This is a genomic window from Thermococcus sp. ES12 (assembly GCF_012027515.1).
GTDB lineage: Archaea > Methanobacteriota_B > Thermococci > Thermococcales > Thermococcaceae > Thermococcus > Thermococcus barossii.
In genome coordinates this window covers 1-583 of sequence record NZ_SNUP01000017.1, presented here as the reverse complement: position 1 = coordinate 583, position 583 = coordinate 1, and the positions used below count along the sequence as shown (strand labels likewise).

Below are 583 nucleotides of genomic sequence, written 5' to 3'. Positions count from 1 at the left end.
AAAGTCGTTGAAATGATAAACAACGGTACTAATCACATCAATGAAGAGCCAGGGCTGTCAGAGTTAGTGGAGAGAAATGTGAAAGCTGGACGACTAAAAGCCACAACTGATGGCGTTTGGGCTGCTAAACAAGCGGATGTGATGATTATCCTAGTCCCAACATTAACTGACGATAGAGGGAACCTAAAACTAGACCCCGTTTATGATGTTGCTCACAAAATTGCAAAAGGATTGGAAAAGGGAGATCTTGTAATTACGGAGGCCACAATGCCTCCCGGGACCACAGAAAGCTTAGTCTCAATTTTAGAAGAAAGTGGTCTCAAGCTTGGTGAATTTGGGTTAGCTCACGCTCCCGAGAGAACAATGACCGGAACTGCAATTAGAGACATCACCGGCCAGTATCCTAAGATACTTGGGGCAAGTGATGAAAAAACCCTGGAAGCAGTTATTGGAATTTATGAAACAATAAACAAGAAGGGAGTCATTCCAATGAGCTCAATAAAAGCTGCTGAAGCTGTTAAAGTCTTTGAAGGGATTTACAGGGACATGAATATTGCCTTGGCCAATGAACTGGCATTATGGT

Annotated in this window: 1 protein-coding gene; it reads left to right on the top strand. The window is 42.9% G+C overall.

Annotated elements, in window-relative coordinates; genetic code table 11:
• Window positions 1-583 (top strand): nucleotide sugar dehydrogenase (locus tag E3E37_RS10760; RefSeq protein WP_167717334.1); only part of this gene is annotated, 583 nt, incomplete at both ends.